The 14379-nt window shown below is 30.7% G+C and carries 9 protein-coding genes and 2 pseudogenes; 8 read left to right on the forward strand and 3 right to left on the reverse strand.

Annotated features, from left to right (window positions below):
- The first annotated feature begins 12 nt into the window (after positions 1-12).
- Positions 13-2088: a hypothetical protein gene (locus tag AC3ANL_RS13095; protein WP_488324885.1), complete on the forward strand. Its 2076-nt coding sequence runs from the start codon at positions 13-15 to the stop codon at positions 2086-2088.
- Between the two features lie 56 nt (positions 2089-2144).
- Positions 2145-4751 carry a hypothetical protein gene (locus tag AC3ANL_RS13100; protein WP_488324886.1) on the forward strand — a complete coding sequence of 869 codons (2607 nt, stop codon included), beginning with the start codon at positions 2145-2147 and terminating at the stop codon, positions 4749-4751.
- A gap of 234 nt (positions 4752-4985) precedes the next feature.
- Here the strand turns inward: AC3ANL_RS13100 and AC3ANL_RS13105 are convergent, their stop codons facing one another.
- Both AC3ANL_RS13105 and AC3ANL_RS13110 read right to left on the reverse strand, forming a co-directional pair.
- Positions 4986-5240 carry an ATP-binding protein gene (locus AC3ANL_RS13105; RefSeq protein WP_488329722.1) on the reverse strand — a complete coding sequence of 85 codons (255 nt, stop codon included), beginning with the start codon at positions 5238-5240 and terminating at the stop codon, positions 4986-4988.
- Between the two features lie 94 nt (positions 5241-5334).
- Positions 5335-5857, reverse strand: a pseudogene (locus AC3ANL_RS13110) (ATP-binding protein); the annotation flags it as partial.
- A gap of 221 nt (positions 5858-6078) precedes the next feature.
- Here AC3ANL_RS13110 and istB point away from each other — a divergent pair.
- A pseudogene (gene istB / locus AC3ANL_RS13115) lies at positions 6079-6776 on the forward strand (IS21-like element helper ATPase IstB).
- On the opposite strand, the gene AC3ANL_RS13120 reads toward istB, so the two are convergent.
- Complete coding sequence (locus tag AC3ANL_RS13120) at positions 6722-7168, reverse strand: hypothetical protein (protein WP_488324887.1); 447 nt, start codon at positions 7166-7168, stop codon at positions 6722-6724. The pseudogene istB and the gene AC3ANL_RS13120 overlap by 55 nt on opposite strands.
- 372 nt (positions 7169-7540) lie before the next feature.
- On the opposite strand from AC3ANL_RS13120, the gene AC3ANL_RS13125 reads away from it, so the two are divergent.
- The 5 genes from AC3ANL_RS13125 to AC3ANL_RS13145 all read left to right on the forward strand — a co-directional run bounded on the left by AC3ANL_RS13125 (position 7541) and on the right by AC3ANL_RS13145 (position 14003).
- The gene (locus AC3ANL_RS13125; RefSeq protein ID WP_488324888.1) at positions 7541-7789 is read left to right on the forward strand and encodes a helix-turn-helix domain-containing protein; all 249 of its coding nucleotides are present in this window, start codon (positions 7541-7543) and stop codon (positions 7787-7789) included.
- 542 nt (positions 7790-8331) lie between these two features.
- On the forward strand, positions 8332-9081 hold the full coding sequence (locus tag AC3ANL_RS13130; RefSeq protein WP_488324889.1) for a hypothetical protein: 750 nt from the start codon (positions 8332-8334) through the stop codon (positions 9079-9081).
- A gap of 640 nt (positions 9082-9721) precedes the next feature.
- Positions 9722-9955, forward strand: a complete 234-nt coding sequence (locus tag AC3ANL_RS13135; RefSeq protein WP_488324890.1) for a DUF262 domain-containing protein — start codon at positions 9722-9724, stop codon at positions 9953-9955.
- Between the two features lie 1055 nt (positions 9956-11010).
- A complete protein-coding gene (locus AC3ANL_RS13140) occupies positions 11011-11199 on the forward strand; it encodes a hypothetical protein (RefSeq protein WP_488324891.1) in 189 nt (62 codons plus the stop codon).
- 350 nt (positions 11200-11549) lie between these two features.
- Positions 11550-14003, forward strand: a complete 2454-nt coding sequence (locus AC3ANL_RS13145) for an SIR2 family protein (RefSeq protein ID WP_488324892.1) — start codon at positions 11550-11552, stop codon at positions 14001-14003.
- Positions 14004-14379: the final 376 nt, after the last annotated feature.

Below are 14379 nucleotides of genomic sequence, written 5' to 3' on the forward strand. Positions count from 1 at the left end.
AGGGGATTGACAATGGATATTTTAGATATTGTTAATAGTTTTATTAAAAACAAGCAAGAGTTAAATTCAGAAACTATCGATACTGATACAATTGTAAGCAAACTAAATAATAAAGAATCAATAGAGAAGATTGCAACTGAACTTAATATTAGTGATGAATTATTAAAAGATAAACTACTTACGTCTGGTTACATGTTTGATAGCTTTCAAAAAAAGTGGATAAAAGAAAGTACAGGTCTCACTTTTAAAATTCTATTAGATATAGTATCTTCTATGTTTACAGATCAACTCGATTTAAAAGCGATTTCACTTAATTATCTAATACCTGAAAAATTAATTATAAAGGAATTAGAGAACAAGAAATTTAGGAATCGATGGACCATGAAATTGGACCAACCACAGGCAAATCTTTCAGATAGAATGAAGGATGTATTATATCAATTAAATTCAATGAAGAAAGACATAACCCAAGTGGCTGAGAGTGAAGGTTTATCAGTTTTAGAGATTGAGGAAGAATTAAAGAAGGCAAATTATAAGAAGTTTTGGATGTTAGAGAATTCATTCTTTCCTCCTTATGGTATTACTGCTGTTAATAATCACAAAAGTATTTATGATATTAATACCGGAAAAGCAATTGTTTTAATTGATAATGGAAAAATGCTTTTCACACTGCAACAAATTGAAGATATTTTAGGAATTAATGTGAGACCGATTTATAATCAATATTACGAAGATTTTAGAAAAAATGTCCATTTTATTAACGCAAATGAGTATTACGGGGAAAATCTTGATTTATTTAAGGCTCTACCGCATATGAGATATTTAAGGAATTTACAACTATTTACAGAAAGAGGTTTACATTTACTCGCAACATATACCCAAACAACTTCTTTATCACACAAAATAGTAAAAGAATTAGAAAATATACTGTTTCTTGAAAAACAAAATGTAGAGTCCAAATTAGGTCACAATGAAAAAGACAATATAATCTCAGATATTAGCTTAGCTTTAAATGAAAAACACCATAAAACTCCAAATCTTGAAGATTTAAATGCTGAGATTATTGTTAATAAGTTAAATATGAATCAAGGGATTGCAAGTATCGCAAAAGAATATGGAATTCAATTAACATATATCAATAAATTCTTGAGGGAGGCTGGTTTTAGGTTTGATACTTTTTTTAATATCTGGACTAGTAGTAGTGAGGAAAAATTAATTCAAGAAGCAATAATAGAATTAAACAAAGGTATAACCTTATATGACTTCACTAATAAATATAGAAAAGGAAAAAAAAATGAAAGATTACATTTTGCTGATAGGTTAAGAAGGAAAATTGAATCACGTGGATATAATTTTGACCAAAAAACAAAAAAGTGGTTATTAAAAGAAGGCTCTTCTCACGTTGTTAAAAATCTAAAAGTTGAGGTAACGAATAAAGTAACTGACAATAATAATTCTAAAGAACATGATGTACCTTCTGAAAGACAATTGACAATTTCAATTGATGAAATTATAAAAATTCTTAGACAGGGAGGATCCTTAAAAACGATTGAGGAACAATTGGGCATTATGTCCCAAGAGTTGAGGATCATGCTAAAGTCTGCAGGGTACAAATATGATGGATTTTTTAAAACTTGGATTAACGAAGATAGAAATTCTATTCTACAAAAGATAGCTGCTGAAATAACTAATAAAAAAAATACAATAGATGAGATTGCTAACAACTATAATGTAACAAAAAAAGATTTGGAAGAACAATTGAGTTTCCAAGGTTTCAATATTAATGAAAAAGAAAACTTAGTAGAAGAAAATATAAAAACAACATATCATGAACCTTCAGAAGTAGTTAAGCACCCCAGTAATCCAGATAAAGAATTTGTATTTTCGAATGAAGAAATTACACTCTTAAAAGAAATATTAGAAGAGAAGAAGAAAGATAATGAACTTGTAAATGGCAAAAAAGCTATAAAAATATACTTAAGTACAGATTTGTTAAATGAGTTAGAAGATTATACAGAGAAAAATAATATTACAAAATCCAACCTAATAGAAAAAGCTCTTGAACATTATCTTAAATTTTGGAGATAGATTGAGCACTTACAATCAAACCTTTTCTGTTTTCTTGAATAGGGGAATGAATAAAAATGGATATTTTAGATATTGTAAACAGTTATATTAAAAACAAGCAGGACCTTAAATCGGCTGACATTGATTTTGAAAATATTGCTAACAGACTTAATAAAAATGAACCAATTGAAAAAATACTTGGTGAATTAAATGTTAGTGATGAATTTTTTAGAGCACAATTATTAAAATCGGATTATATGTTTGACTATTATAAAAAAATATGGCTAAAAGAAAGTAAAGAGCTACCCTTCTCTATATTGTTAGATATTGTTTCGACCATGTTCATTGAACAACTTGACTTAAAAACAATATCACTTAGATACTTTACAAATGAAGAAGTAATAATTAGGAATTTAGAAAACAATAATTTTAGGCACCGATGGACGTATATAGGAGAAAGTGCTTCTCCGAGATTATCAACAACAATGCAATCATACCTAAATCAATTGAATAGTCTTAAAATGGACATTAATGACATTGCTAAAAATGAACGTACAACTATAAGCATTATTGAGGCAGAATTAAAAAGAGCAAAATATAAAAAAATCTGGATGCTTGAAGAGTTTACTATACCTCCATTTGGAATTTCTACCATTGATAATAGAAAGTTAGTTTATAATTTAAACACTGGTGAGCCAATTGTTCTTATAGCTAACGGTAGAAATCTTTTTACAATGAAGCAAGTTACTCAAATTCTAAATATTGATGCTAAATATGCCTTTAATAAATATTATAAAGATTTAAAAGAAAATACTCATTTTATTTTTCCTAAGCAATATTTAGGTAAAAAATTGGAAATACTCCGCGCTTTACCCTATTTAAGATATTTATCTGAGGATTTATTGTTTACAGATCGTGGCTTATATCTTTTATCACAACGAACAGAAACTGTTTACAAGTACAATAAAAAAATAAAAGAAATAGAAGATGTTTTACTAGCTGAACTTCAGCAAAGGAAAACCTCTAAGCAGGACAGCCCAAGTAAATCAGTTACTTCAGTTGTTGAATCAGTTAGTATAGAGAAACAATCACAAGATATGACCCAAAATACATCACCTTATAAAAGTGGAATATATGTGAAACTTATTGCTGAAAGATTAAATAACAATGTCGGAATCGCCTCTATAGCTAAAGCATTTAATACTGACATTGACCAAATTTATAAGAAACTTCAAGATGCTGGTTATAGATTTGACAAGTTCTTTTATTTATGGACTGATATAAAAGAAGATAAATTAGTTGAAGAAGCAATTAATGAATTAAATAATGGGATTTCATTATTTGATTTATCAAAAAGGTATAGACAAAGTAAGAAGAAAAGGCTGCAGTTTGTTGATGAGTTAAATCGAAAAATAGAGGACTTAGGCTATATATTTGACAAAAATAGTAATAGGTGGAAAACGAAGGATGGATTAAAAAGTAGTAAGGTTTTAATAGAGACTAAACAGGAGAAAAAAATAACTTCACAGGACTCAAAGAAACCGAAGGTCATTACTAGTGAAGAAATTCTTAATCAACTCAACCAAGGTAAGACACTTAAAAAAATTGCAGAGTACACAGGGATAAAAGAAAACGAATTATTAACAATTCTAAGCTCGGAAGGATATAGATATGATGACGTGTTCAAAATTTGGACTAACATAAATCGTAAAGATTTACTAGTTAAATTCGCAGAAGATATTTTTAGTAATACAAGTTCAATAGAGAGCCTGGCTATCCAATATAGTATAACTGAATTTCAACTTATTAAACAATTGTTATTGGTTGGATATGAGTTTACGTATGAAAATTCTGAGTATAAATTAAATATCTTAAAAGAAAAATCTGAGTTTATTAAAGAAAGGAACTCAAATAACCTTAATCATGATCAGAGTGTTATTAAAACAGAGGAAATACAGGAATCTAATTCACCTTTTAATTTTAATGATGAGGAGTATTCCATATTAAAAGAGATTGTAAGTGAAAGGAAAGTTGAAAAAGAAGAGAGTCCTGGTAAAAGAGACATAAAAATATATTTAAATAAACAATTGTCCAACGAAATTGATGAATATACCGAAATGAATAATATTACTAAATCAATACTTATTGAAAAGGCAATTGAACACTATTTTTTAATTGCAAATTCTGGGAAAAATGAGGATGTCAATACTAAAGAGGAACCTCTAGCTAATAATAAAGCGGTTGAAACTACACAGAACGAGACATTAAAAAAGAGAGTTCCTCAATTAGAAAAGAACCTTGTTTCGAGTGATTGGGACGAAAATAAAGAGCAGATACTGATTACCTCTATTTTAGAGGGTACAAGAGAAGGCCGTACATTAAATGCGATATTGGAGGATGTCAGTAGGAGTATCGGAATATCAGCAAATAAATGTCATAGTTATTGGTACAATCATGTTCCTAAACAATATAGAGATTCATTCAAACAGATTAAACTTGAGCAAGAAATCAATTGGTCAATTGAGGAAGTAAAACTATTAGAATATATAATAACAGTTGAATTTGCACATCTATCCGTATACGAATCTTTACCGATAGCAAGTAAACGGTTAAGGAGGCACATAGATGTTGTTAGAAAAAAATGGTATGAAGTTATGAGAGAAATCAAAAAACGAACAGAATAACAGAAAAGTTATGGACATCATTGCAAATGGTTAGAGAGTACTTATTAAAGGAATAGTACTCTTCATTTGATCATGGATACCTCCTTTATAATCGCAAAATTGAATTAAATAAAATACTTGTTTTTGTCAATCAAAAAGTTGACCACCTCGCTAATGAATAATTGACCATCCACAGTTATAAAAAAACCCAACTTTAGTGGTAAAGTTTTTGGTTAGCGAAGTTGGGGGATGATACTATTGTATTTTGGATTTCAATGATTCTTTAAAACTGTAGCTATCACCATTCATGACTAGAATGTGAGAACGGTGAGTTAAGGGATCGACTAACGCAACAGTCATTTGATCGTCACCGAAAACTTGGGTCCTGTTAGAGAATTCAAGATTACTAGTTATAATCATACTTCCTTTTTCGTAAAGAGAAGCACAGAACTGAAACAATAGTTGAGCCCCAGCTTTACTAAAAGGTATATATCCGACATCGTCTAGAATATTTAAATCGGCCTTTAGCCAGCGCTTTTCTAGTGCTAATAGTTTCGTTTCAGATTGTTGTAATCGTCAAGTTGTTTTGAACACTTTTTGCTGATTAATTTTGAACACTTTCCTTCCCAAAAATGGTAAATCTATGCTTTAATTTATATCTGTCATTTTCATTTAATTGAATAACCTCAACTCGGTGAAGCAAACGATCCAATATAGCCGTTGTGATTCCTTGATCTCCCATTAATTCAACCCATTCTTCTGGTCCTTTATTAGAGGTCAAGATTATGGAACTTCGTTCATATAAATGGTTAATTAGATGAAAGAACAGGTTAGCTTCACGTTGATCCATTGCCAAATACAAGGTCATCAATAATTACTAAATCTGATTCTTTTATTCTTTTTAACTGCATCTGCGATTTTCCGAAAATACTCTTCTGTTTTTAATAGGTGTACTAGTCGGCCTTACTTGAAATGGCTTCTATTCCTAGGCCAATTCCAATATGAGTTTTCCCCGCACCAGGCGGTCCTATTAGAATAATATTGTATTGTTGCTCCATCCAATTAAGTTCTCTTAATTGTACACTGTAGCCGTTGTGACAAGCTGCATAGCTTAATGAGATACTAAAATGAGATTTGCCCGTTCCTGAGTTCCCTATAAGAATAATATTTTCTTATCAATGAATTCACTTCTATGAAGTCCTAAAACCTTCGGTTTAATAATATATGGGGCAGCCGTGAAGTCAAACGAATCAATAGTTTTTGGAAATGGAAACTTTGCTTGTCTTATTCTTAGGTTTAGCATATTATCATTTCTTTGATTTACCTTATTCTTCAATAAAACTCTGCAATCAAAAGGACTTTAGAGAACGCTTCTAGCAATAATGTATCATATTTTGACTTCTTAGGCACCCTAGTTTCTCATGAATGGAAAAAACGTGAAGCCAGTCAACTTTCCAAAAGAATCAAACGAGTGAAGTTGCCTTACACCAAGACCATTCATGACTTTGACTTTTCTTTTCAGCCAAGCATAAGTGAACAACGAGTAAAAGAAACATTGACCAGTCGATAAATTGCAAATGGCGAGAACAGAATTTTACTAGGTCCCCGTGGGGTTGGAAAGGCCCACTTAGCTATTGCTTTTACCATCGAAGCACTCACTCAGGGAGCTACTGCCCTGTTTCTAACGGCAGACGAGATGGTAGGAGAATGCCGTAAGGCACAATCTAAAGGAAGAATTGCACGAATAGTGAATAAATGGAGTCGTCCAGATTTGCTTATCCTGGATGAGGTCGGCTACTTTCCGTTTGATGAGCTACAGCTAATGTATTTTTCCAGGTAGTGTCTAGGCGTTATGAGCACGGTGTCATAATTCTCACTTCTAATAAGTCATTTATAGAATGGGGGAAGGTATTTGGGGATGATGTGTTAGCTACAGCTATTCTCGACCGCCTTCTTCCTCACTCTGTCACTTTTAACATTAAGGGTGATTCCTATCGATTGAGAGAAAAGAAGAGGGCAAAGATCCTCCCTGCCAAAGTAAGGTAACCGTTTAAAATGGGGATTTTTATTCCGTTGAAATTGGGGAGAAATAAACCGGTGTTGACAAAAATTAAAAACACTAATTTATATGCCATAAAAAGTGGAACTATAGCAAAAAGAATCATTATTAAAAATAATGCCATAAGAAAACTAGTATAGCTAATGTTCAACAAAAGTCGATAGTACTTATCTGCTTTTTCAATGACCTTATTGCTCTCAGCATCATCATAGTTACCATAATTATGAAGTGCAAAGTAATAATATAAAATTCCAACCCAAAGAATAATTAGTGCATTTACAAAATGTATAATTGAGGTTACTTGTTCCACACCAATTGGAAAAGGTCCTATACCAGATAATACAAGTACTAATCGACTATTTCTATCAGATAGTTGCATAGCAAACTTCCTTTCTTTTATTTTTCCATAAAAATCTAAATATGAACTTGCAGTCTTGAAGATTCATTTTTTCTGAAATCAAGTGGAAATTTTATTGTTAAAGCACGCATCACTCCTCCTTAATATAGAATACCATTACAATAGTACAATGAACCTCTTTTGATGGTATAATATTCTTGTAAATCCATTAGTTGGTTTTTGTGATTTATATGTCTGTTCTCCTTCAAGTATTGCAGATAGGCTCTTAAATAAATTACTTATAATTAGGGTTAGATGTTTTTGATAATCTAATTGAGCCACTTTTCCATGATTTGATCACATAAAAATGAGCCACATGATTTCCAATTCTATTAACCTCTCAGATGATAGGAAGTGACCAAACTTACTTCATATGAGAGGACGATAAGGACGATCGAAAGGGCTCAATTTCATAATATCAAATTCTTAAAAGAGGTTGAAGGTTTATCGCAAAGACAAATAGCTACAAAACTTGGAATATCCAGTAGCACTGTAAGTAAATACCTTAAAAACAATACAGCACCGACAGCAGTCTTAAGAAAAAAACGTTTACGGAACAAAAGAATTTTCTCCAAAAACAAAGGGGGTAATTCCAATCATTGACCAATGATTAGAAGACGATCAAAAGAACTTGAGAAAACAAAAGCATACCGCCATTAAAATATTTAGGAGGTTACAAGATGAATATGATTTTAAAGGCTCTGCCACTAACATTCGTAAAATCTTAGCCCAACGCAGGCAACAAATTCAGGAAGCCTTCATTCCACTGGACTTCCAATTTCAATTCGACTGGGGAGAGGCGGATATTATTCTACAGTGTCGAAAACAACGCATTTTCCTTTTCTGCGTTCAGCTCTCTGCAAGCGTATAAGGTTTGTCAGAGCGTATCTTCATGAAAAACAGGAAGTATTCCTGGATGGTTTTGTCTATGCGTTTGAATTCTTAGAAGGCACCCTACATAGGGTCTCCTTGATAATTTAAAAACAGCTGTACGAAAATTTGAGGATGTATCAGGTGGGGATGTACAGAGGTTCAACTTAATGGTTTTGCTGCAAGTGAGTTACCAAAGCTGTTTGCATCGACGAAGTATCATTTTTTAATTGTAATAAGTACCAAACAGGGTTTGATCAGCCGTTGTTCATATAATGTACGTCGATAAAAAGCTATCTGGCATTCAAGCAGTTCAGACATTATCGCGTTTAAACCGTACACACCTAGCGAAACAGGACACGTTTGTACTTGATTTTGTTAACGAAGCTGATGATTTATTTGCATCATTTAAACCATATTATGAAGCTACCAAACTGTCTGATGTCACTGACTTTAACTTGATCTATGACTTGAAATACCGTGTCTATGGGTATCAGATATCTGTACCAGTAGAAGTAGATGAGTATGCAGAGGTCTTTTTCCGCCCTCAACTGCGTCAGAGAAAAGGTGAATTGGCTGAGCTACATCATATCGTTGATCGTGTAGTTGATCGGTATAATGACTTGCCTGAGACAGAACAAGCTGAATGTAAAAGTGCATTGAGTAAATATGTTCGTTCGTATTCATATATTAGTCAAATTGCTCCTTTCAAAGACGCAGGCCTTCATAAGCTTTTGGTTTATGTCCAAATGCTTGTAAAGAAGCTACCTAATAATAGCACAGTTGGTTTGCAGCTTCATGATGAAGTAAAGCTGACCTATTATCGTATAGAAAAAACATATGAAGGTGATATTGATCTATCTAGCGGTCAAGATATGCTAAAAACAGATTTGGATAAGAATAAATATATTAGTGGGAGTCTAAGGGTTGACCGAGATAATTTTGAGTTTATTTCGTTGATAAAGAAAGCCACAAAGAAATTCTCCTTACTGATGGGGCAAAAGTTATGTTTAATAGAATGTTAGAAGCAGAATATAAGAATATAACATCTAAAGGTTTCTTTCGAAATAAAATTGAATCAAGAGATGTGGATGAATTAGAAATAAAAAATATATACCTTCAAAAATCCATGGATCTTGGTTTTAAGGAATTTCTTAAAAACTATATTGATTCAGATACAATAAGCTTTCTTGTAAAAATGTTGAACATATGAAGTTACATTGTATGATTGTGTTTTTTTTACACCATATAAGAATCTTACTGAAAAAAACTACATTACAGGTACTAACTCAATTTAATTTTATTCAGATGAGACTTATGGATATTGTTATTTAATACATAAATTTAGAATAGATGAAATTATGAGGATATCTTTTGTCAATGATTTTGAGTTTATCTCGATTGAGGGAGATAAACAAAACTATAAAATAGAAATTGAACTTACCAAATAAGCAGTGCTTACTGAGGAAGATGAATTTGAAAAACAGTTCCTTGAATATTATGAGGAAAATTTACTAATGAAAACGATTAGGAGGGAATTGAAATGTATCAACCAGAACCACAATCAATAACTTTTTCTACTTTAATAGATGATATTGATAAGGGAATAATTAAAATACACAATTCCACCGAGACTTTGTTTGGACATTAGATCAGTTTGCCAAGTTGATTGACAGTATTATTAAGGGGTACCCAATCGGAACGTTTATACTGTGGGAGTCTAAAGAAAAGCTCAGAACGGTACGAAATATAGGTTTAACAAATTTACCTGATACGCCTCCAGGATCTATGGTTCAGTATGTTTTAGATGGTCAGCAGCATATGACCAGTTTGTATGCTAGTTTAAATGTTAAAAGAGATAAAGGATCAGATGATTTCTCAGTCATTTATGTAGACTAAGTTGCTAATGAGAATGATCCAATCATTATTACATCAGTTGAAGAAGGGGATTCATCGGAAGTAATTTCATTACAAAATTTACTCCATGGAGGTATATCAGTTTTAGCAGCATATACTACATCCATGTATCAAAAATTAGAGTATCAAAAATTAGAAGATTATAAAAACCGCTTCAACTATTCTACTTAGAGGTGCTTCAATTGACGTTGGACTGAAGTATTTACTTGTTTAAATGTTGGTGGAAAAAGTTTAACTGTTTTTGAGATTATGGTGGCTAAAACATATGATGCGGATCAAGATTTTGAATTAGCAGAAAAATTTGAAGGTCTGATTGAGAGGCTAGAACAGGTCGGTTATGAAACAATTTCCGATATTACTATACTGCAAACAATTTCTATTCTTCTAGTGGGTGAATGTGCTAGAAAAATATTTTGGAATAGATAAACAATCATTAATTAATATTTGGGTTCAAGCAGTTGATGCGCTTGAAAAGGCAGTTGAATATTTTAGAAATTATTATCGTATACCTGTTACAAAAATTTTACCCTATAATGCTTTGATAGTTTCATTTTCATACTTTTTTTACCATCATCGAAATAGCCAGTTAACGAAATGAAGAAGTATCTCGATGATTTCTTTTGGCGTATATCATTGACAGGACGTTATTCAAGTGGTGTTGAAACAAAATCAGCTCAAGATATTAAAAGGATTGATCAGATACTTAAAAATCAACTCCCTGGATATTTCATCCAGATACAAGTAAAGAAAATATTATAAACAATGGTTGGTTTAGTGCTAATCGTAGCTTTATAAAAGCTATTTTATGTCTAATGGCATACCAGGAGCCAAAATCATTTAATGATAATTCAATTGTAAGAATTAATAATGATTGGCTCAAGCAAGCAAATAGTCGCAATTATCATCACTTCTTCCCGCGAACTTATCTAAAAAATTAATGTGAAAATGAATTTTATATTAATCATATTGTGAATATTACAATCGTCGATGACTTCTTAAACAAAAATAGAATCCGTGCACAAGTGCCTTCTAAATACATGAAAATTTTTGATAAAAGGAATAAAGACCTGGATAAAGCAATGAAAACACACCTTATAGACGCTCTGGATGCTTTCGGTATTTGGAAAGATGATTACGACGTTTTCTTTGATCAACGTGCGGAGAAGAGCAGTCAAGAACTTGCTAAAAGGAGTATTTCACAAAAGGTGGGAATTCAGAAACCTTAATCAATGGTTAATTTAATAATAAAGCCCTATCCCATTGATATAATTGGCTTTAGGTTTAAGGATAAATTTAGATATATATAACTTGAAACTTTCAAGTTCATGATGTAGATATTATTGAAAGCTATTTTATTATTAACTTTCAATATGAAATCTGGTGAAGCGATTTTTAATCAAAGTAATTCGTCAAAAAGAAATATCTACAATTGTATCCTTTTACAACGTTATCTTATTGGCAGAAATATAAGATTTAAAGTGAAGTAATTTTTTAAAGAATTATTTAATTTGAGGTTCTTTTTAAGAATAATTTGCTATACACGAATTTTTTTGTTGAGATTTCAAAGGAGGAAATTATGAATTTAAATGAAGCAATTAATTATATATTTGATGGCGACGCAATTCTCTTTACAGGAGCTGGTTTTTCTCTAGGCGCATTTAACCAGAATGCTGAAGGCTACGTTACTGCTAATGGTTTAAAAGAAAGACTTGGTAAAAATTTGGGACTTAAAAACGCCAGTCAATATGATCTTCCAGTCATATCTAATCGTTTCATAAGAAAATTGGGTGAAGAAGCATTAATAAAGTTTTTAAAAGAAGAATTTGCGGTTAAAGAATATACTCCTTCTCAAGAGGTTATTTCCATACAGAAATGGAAAAGAATTTATACAGCCAATTACGATAATATTTTTGAAAAAATTACTAAAAACGCAAGGATAAGCAAAAATTCAGTTACTCCTATGGATAATGCAGATAATTATGCCTTTAGTAATGATTTAATTGTTCATCTAAATGGATACATAAATCAAATGACCCCTGACAGTTTGAAGAATTATACAAAATTAACTAATGCTAGTTATGCTAGTGATACTCTAAAAGACTCTAAATGGAGTAATTTATTTTCCTTAGATCTAACTAATGCCAAAGCGGTATTTTTTGTAGGTTTTTCGTTAAATTATGATTTAGATATTTCAAGAATGATTTCGGCGAATAAAGAGTTCAGGAAAAAGACGTTTTTCATTAATGGGAAAATAGAAGATGAAATTATAAAAGAAGACTTAGAGAATTTTGGGAATGTAACAGACCTTGATACAAATGAGTTTGCAAGTTTAATTGAAAAAATTTGTAAAGAATATGTTCCAAAAGATGTGAACTTAAGAAATTTATTATCATTTAAAGAAATTAAGAGTACTACTAATTTGGTTCATATTAAAGATTCAGATATTATGAATCTCTTTTTTAAAGGAGATTTTAAAGAACCAATTTTACAAGATTTTTGTAGCATTGAATCAAAGTATACAGTGATAAGAGAAAACCAACAAAGAGTGATAGACGGTGTAAATAATCCTGAGATTGATTTAATAATGGTTCATTCATCTTTTGGAAATGGTAAGACGGTTTTTATTGAAAGCTTAAAATATAAACTTGTTAGCATGGGCATATCCGTTTTCATGTTTAATAGTAATAAAAGTTATTTGGCTGCAGATATAAAAAAAATAAATGAATTAGAAGATAAAAATATTGTAATAATTATTGAAGATTACTATACAATTAAAACTGAATTGAAATTATTTTTAGGGCTAAATAAATCTAAAGTTACTGTCATAGTTACTGGAAGAAGTGCTATACATTTTAATACAAAAGAAGATTTGTTTATAAAAACTGGATTTTATGTTGAAAGATCACAAACGGTTTCACTTGAAATTATTTCTCAAAATGAAATAGGCCAATTATATAGAATTATAGATGATCATGGATTATGGGGAGATAAATCCTATTACAATTCGAGTCGCAAAAAACAAATGCTTCAACGGAATTCACGAAGAGGATTTAGTAATGTAATGTTTGAAATATTAAGATCTAACGGTATGTTTCAACGGTTGGGTAGTATTTTTGATAACATGAAATTCTCTTCAAATAGAGAGATTGTTACCTCCTTACTAATTGTAAATGTAATTAGATCCGATATTCAGTTAAGAGATATTTTAATATTATTAGATAGACTAAATTTAACTGACAGTGAAGCAAATGAGGTTAATTTTAAAGAATTTGTTGATATAGATAATAATCAAATAAAAATTAAATCTAGTATTGCTTCAAAAGAGATTTTGAAATCACATGTCCAAAGTGATGAATTGTTAAAAATGTTGCAATTATTATTTGGAAAAGCAAATAAGTTAAATATTAATGGAAGATATGATTACTTTTGTAGAGAGTTAGTATCGTTTTCAAATTTTAAAATTTTATTTAACGGTAGAGATAGAGACATTATTAATAGTTACTCAGTAGAATATTATGAGTCTATTAAAAATACATCATTTGCTAAAAGAAATCACTTCTTTTGGCTTCAATACGCAATTCAAAAACTTGAACAACGTGATTACGTTGCTGCTGGTGTATATTTCAAAAATTCCTATAGTTATGCTGAGCATCAAAGAAGCAACTATGATACTTATCAAATTGACACACATTACGCTAGATACCAATTAGAAAAATCTATTTTTTCTAATGATATTTCTTTAGAACCAGCAATGGAGAATTTCAAAGAAGCACATACACTTTTATGTAGTAGCAATAGAGATTTAAATAAACATTTCAGTATTAGACATTCTAATAATTATAAAAAATTCTATGATAAATACAAAGATTCTATGAATGAGAATCAGAAATTATATTTACTATTCTGTAGTAAAGAAATGTTGGATATTATTGAAGAATATATAGTTTTATGTCGACATCAAAATAAATCTATAGAGTGGTATGTTAATGATGCTCAAAGAGTATTATTAGAGTTAATTTATGAGAATTAAACAAGTTTTATAAATAATTCTGGTCACCAAGCTGGTCACACACTCAAGAAAACTCCCGAATACAAAAGGAATTAAACAATATAACAAAAGTCCCCAAACCCTTAGTACAAGAATGTTTGGGGATACTTTGAGAAATCTTTGGAAACACGCAATTCTGAATTGACAGGGTTGAGGTCGGGGGTTCAAACCCCTCACAGGTAATACTTTTAAGAAGTCTAAAACCTACTATTATCAAGGGCTTTAAGCTTTTTTGTTTTTTTAACAGCACCAATATGTCTTTAAAAAACATTTATTGCAATAAAACGCTATGATATTTATAGAACTATATAATTAATCATCCCTCAACTATGAAAAACGTTGAGGGACTAACTTTTAA

The sequence above is a fragment of the Neobacillus sp. DHD-1R genome (assembly GCF_057747995.1).

Excerpts from the sequence above, each read along its gene's own strand:
- AC3ANL_RS13095 (WP_488324885.1), top strand. The coding sequence starts at position 13 with ATGGATATTTTAGATATTGTTAATAGTTTTATTAAAAACAAGCAAGAG.
- AC3ANL_RS13100 (WP_488324886.1), top strand. The coding sequence starts at position 2,145 with ATGGATATTTTAGATATTGTAAACAGTTATATTAAAAACAAGCAGGAC.
- AC3ANL_RS13120 (WP_488324887.1), bottom strand. The coding sequence starts at position 7,168 with ATGCAACTATCTGATAGAAATAGTCGATTAGTACTTGTATTATCTGGT.
- AC3ANL_RS13130 (WP_488324889.1), top strand. The coding sequence starts at position 8,332 with ATGTACGTCGATAAAAAGCTATCTGGCATTCAAGCAGTTCAGACATTA.
- AC3ANL_RS13140 (WP_488324891.1), top strand. The coding sequence starts at position 11,011 with ATGAAAATTTTTGATAAAAGGAATAAAGACCTGGATAAAGCAATGAAA.
- AC3ANL_RS13145 (WP_488324892.1), top strand. The coding sequence starts at position 11,550 with ATGAATTTAAATGAAGCAATTAATTATATATTTGATGGCGACGCAATT.